Consider the following 3,030-nt stretch of genomic DNA (forward strand, 5'->3'; position numbering starts at 1 on the left):
TAAATCCTTATCTGGTAAGAGACTTAATTGATTAGTTTGCTCTAGAGCAAAAACAATTGACAAAAATCGCTAAATGCCTTTCTATGTAAGGGTTCCATCCCTTATAACCCCCGTCCATTGCATAACACAAACCGAAGAGCCCCAAGTCTCAAGCAGCAAAACGAGTACAAAAATCACAATGTATTAACTGCGCTAAAACGATTAAAAATCAAGATGCTCATTGTCCCCATTGCGGTTATTATCAATATGTAGAATGTCATCATTGCCATGAGTTAACTTATAAAAATTTACCTTATTGTTATCATTGTGGTACTGCACAAACTTATGATAGTTAATAGTCCCCAAGCTACTGAAACGAGCAAAGAGAGAATTGCCACTTTATCAACTAATCAATTATGGATTTACTCGAATACCAAGCCAAGGAAATATTTGCTCAAGTCGGCATCCCCATTTTACCTTCCCAACCAATCCACGAACCGGGGGGACTAAAAAGATTAAACATTCCCTACCCCATCGTGCTGAAGTCCCAGGTACGAGCGGGAGGACGGGGAAAAGCAGGGGGGGTGAAATTTGTCGCTAATACCATTGATGCGATCGCTGCTGCCCATGCTATCTTTCATTTACCGATTGCCGGAGAATATCCAGAGGTAATCTTAGCAGAAGCCAGGTATAATCCGCAACAGGAGATATTTTTAGCCATTTTACTTGATTATCATCTGCAAAGACCGGTTTTACTGGGTGCGAGTCAAGGGGGAATGGATGTGGACAGTTTACTGGAAACCATGCAAAAAGTGGTCATTGAAGAGAGATTTTCCCCCTATCTCTGTCGGCAATTAGCCGTATCTATGGGTTTAAGAGGGTCTTTGATCGAGTCTATCAGTCAAATTCTCGAAAAAATGTATAGTCTCTTTGTCAGCAAAGATCTCGATATTATCGAGATTAATCCCCTGGGTATCAACGAAGCTGGGGAAGTGATGGCCCTAGATGGCAAAATAAGTGTTAATGATGCCGCTTTAGCTAGACATCTCGATCTCCTAGCTTTGACCCCACCCCAATTACAATCCCCTTGGTCGATAATTGATCAAACCGGCCGAATAGCCGTGATTAGCAATGGCCAGGGTTTGATGTCCACTGTCTGGGATGCCTTGGCAGGCAAGGGGGCAAAACTGGCGGCATGGCTTATACTGGAGGAAAGACTAGAATTAGAGCAATTAAACGAGCAAATAGAGTCTGGTCTGCAACAATTCCAACTATTGGCCGATTTAAAAGTGATTATCGTTGATATTATCAGTTATCCCGACTTTGGCCAAAAAGCGATCGAGAGTATTAGCAATTACTACCGCAGTTATAGCCCATTATCACCCAGCCGGGGCAGCGGCGAACGGATGATCCGGGCTACCCGACAGGAAAGACAAACCTTGGAACCCAGATCTTTTCCCAATCCCACCGTACCACAAATAATTTTTCGCGTCCTAGCTGACAGCAAAGCGATCGATCTCAGTCAGAGTTTAGCTGATGTTAACTTTCATTGGTTAGAGTCTTTAGAAGAGGTAGTCACGGCAGCAATTAAATTAGCCTAGAATTAGTGATCAGCAGCAATTCTCATTTTGAAATAAATAGAGCATTAACCCCGATTTTGGAAGGCAAAATATAGTAGAAAGTGACTATTTTTCAGGGAGAGGCGATCACTAAAAAAACAATTGGTTGGATAAATTAAGTATAAATACTCAAGCAATCAAAGGGATTGGCTGAGAACGAACGGGGTAAATTCAGGAAGATAGTTCTGTTTTTAGAATAAGGAATTCAAGGGAAATAAAAATTTATAATTATTGTCAGCTAAGGTAAAATGGGTGAGTTAGAAATCCACCAGCACGTCAAATTATTCCAAGATGGCTCAAAAAGCGGCAACCCTAGAAATTTCGGAATTAATGCAATTTTTACGTCAAGAATTACATGATTTACCCGATGAGAGGAAACCTGGAAATAATAGAAAATATGAGGTAGAAGATGCCGTGATGGCGGCATTTTCAGTCTTTTTTACTCAGTCGCCGTCTTTTTTAGACCATCAACGTTTAATGAAAAGTAATAAGGGAAAAGATAATGCTGAAAGTTGATTTTCAATTGAAAAAATTCCTGGGGATAATCAAATAAGAAATTTGTTAGATCCAGTGCCAGCCTCTAATGTCTCTAGGACTTTTCAAAAAGTCTATGAATGGTTAAAGGAAAAGGGAGTTTTGAAAAAGTTTCTCTACTTAGATGGAGAAATTTTAGTGGCGTTAGATGGCACAGAATATTTCTCATCCAAGAAAATTCATTGCCCTCATTGTAACTGTCGTAATCATCGAAATGGAACCACAACTTATTTTCCTGGCTGTGTCACACCGATGGTGGTTTCTCCTAAGCAAAAACAAGTAATTAATTTAGAGCCAGAATTCATTAAAAAACAAGATGGGCATCAAAAACAAGACTGTGAAAATGCGGCCGTTAAAAGATGGTTAAATAAGAATCATAAAAATAAGTATGGTTATCCTGTAACTCTTTTAGGAGACGACTTATATTCTCACGAACCTATTTGTGAATTAGCGGTAAAACAAGGTTATAAGTACCTAAGCAAAATTAATTACACATCTAAGCCACTACTCCGTCAGACTTCTGGTGTGAGGAAACAGTGAACTGAAAACTCAAATCCGATCCCTAATAGCTGTCTCCCGTCTCGGAGTCTCCCGTCTCGGAGTCTCCCGTCTCGGAGTCTCCTGTCTCGGAGTCTCGGAGTCTCGACTAGGAAATTAATTTTGCCCGACTACTTAGTTTTATTTTTGTTTGTTTGGAAACGTCGCCTAAAACTTTATATGAATGGCTAGAATTTTTAGAAAAAAGTGGCGAAGTTAGGACCGTTGAAAAGAAACAATGGGATGGACGAAAAAATCTAATTTATCGTTATCGTTATGCTTCTAGAGTTCCCTTAAGAGAGGGCGACTCAAGTCTCGAAGTTAATTGGTGTGAAGTGAATGTTATTAATGAAAAAACCCA

Annotated in this window: 2 protein-coding genes and 2 pseudogenes; all 4 read left to right on the forward strand. The window is 39.9% G+C overall.

Going from position 1 to position 3,030, the window contains the following annotated elements; genetic code table 11:
* The first annotated feature begins 200 nt into the window (after positions 1 to 200).
* Positions 201 to 335, forward strand: a complete 135-nt coding sequence (locus PX482_RS28105) for a hypothetical protein (protein WP_373276129.1) — start codon at positions 201 to 203, stop codon at positions 333 to 335.
* 60 nt (positions 336 to 395) lie between these two features.
* A complete protein-coding gene (locus PX482_RS13870) occupies positions 396 to 1,580 on the forward strand; it encodes an ATP-grasp domain-containing protein (RefSeq protein ID WP_004159253.1) in 1,185 nt (394 codons plus the stop codon).
* A 309-nt stretch (positions 1,581 to 1,889) separates the two neighbouring features.
* A pseudogene (locus PX482_RS13880) lies at positions 1,890 to 2,609 on the forward strand (ISNCY family transposase); the annotation flags it as partial.
* A 197-nt stretch (positions 2,610 to 2,806) separates the two neighbouring features.
* A pseudogene (locus PX482_RS13885) lies at positions 2,807 to 3,030 on the forward strand (ISNCY family transposase); the annotation flags it as partial.

The organism is Microcystis sp. M53602_WE12 (genome assembly GCF_030065455.1).
Taxonomy (GTDB): domain Bacteria; phylum Cyanobacteriota; class Cyanobacteriia; order Cyanobacteriales; family Microcystaceae; genus Microcystis; species Microcystis aeruginosa.

What these genes read in the sequence shown, in the direction of transcription:
- PX482_RS13870 (WP_004159253.1), top strand. Translation starts at nt 396, where the DNA reads ATGGATTTACTCGAATACCAAGCCAAGGAAATATTTGCTCAAGTCGGC.